General features: G+C 72.1%; 1 protein-coding gene. It reads right to left on the bottom strand.

All coding sequences use genetic code 11. The annotated features are described in order from the left end of the window. Window positions 1-866 (bottom strand): efflux RND transporter permease subunit (locus tag D180_RS08925; protein WP_043090694.1); only part of this gene is annotated, 866 nt, incomplete at both ends.

Below are 866 nucleotides of genomic sequence, written 5' to 3'. Positions count from 1 at the left end.
CGCCGCCCCCCGCCAGCAGCATCGCCACCGCACCGGCGGCGACCGTGCGCGGATGCGCGACGGCCGCGCGGATCACCGGTGCGATGCGCGTGCGCAGTGCGCGGAGCAGCCATGTTTCGTGCGTGCCCTCGGCCGCATGCGCCGCGTCGTCCTGCAGCGTCGGCTCGCGCACCAGCAGTGCGGCCATCGCCGGCACGAAGGTGAAGGAAAACAGGAACGCGCCGACCAGGGCCAGCATGAAGGTGGCTGCCATCGGCTGGAACGTCTTGCCCTCCACGCCTTCCAGGGTGAGGATCGGCGCGAACACCAGCAGGATGATCAACTGGCCGAAGGCGGCCGGCCGCGCCATCTTGCGCGCCGCCTCGGCGGCCACGCCCAGGCGCTCGGTCGCGCTCAACGCACGGCCCAGCGCGGCGCGGCGCTGGCCGAGCAACAGCAGGGTCGCTTCGATCACGATCACCGCGCCGTCCACCAGGATGCCGAAGTCCAGCGCACCCAGGCTCATCAGGTTGCCGCTGATGCCGAAGCGGTGCATGCCGATCACCGCGAACAGGAACGACAAGGGAATCACCAGCGCGGTGATCGCGGCCGCACGCAGGTTGCCCAGCAGCAGGAACAGGATCACCACCACCAGCAGCGCGCCCTCGGTGAGGTTCCTGGCCACGGTCCTGATGGTCGCGTTGACCAGCACGCTGCGGTCCAGCACCGGTGCCGCGACGATGTCCGGCGGCAGCGACGCGTTCACCTGCGCCAGACGCGCGGCCGCGGCCTGCGCCACGGTGCGGCTGTTGCCGCCGGCGATCATCAGCGCGGTCCCCAGCACCGCCTCGTGGCCGTTGCGGCTGGCCGCGCCCAGGCGCGGGGCA

Source organism: Xanthomonas sp. SHU 166 (assembly GCF_000364685.1).
Classification (GTDB): Bacteria; Pseudomonadota; Gammaproteobacteria; order Xanthomonadales; family Xanthomonadaceae; genus Xanthomonas_A; species Xanthomonas_A sontii.
Note: the sequence above shows the minus strand (reverse complement) of the source record. Positions and strands in the feature narration are given on the sequence as shown.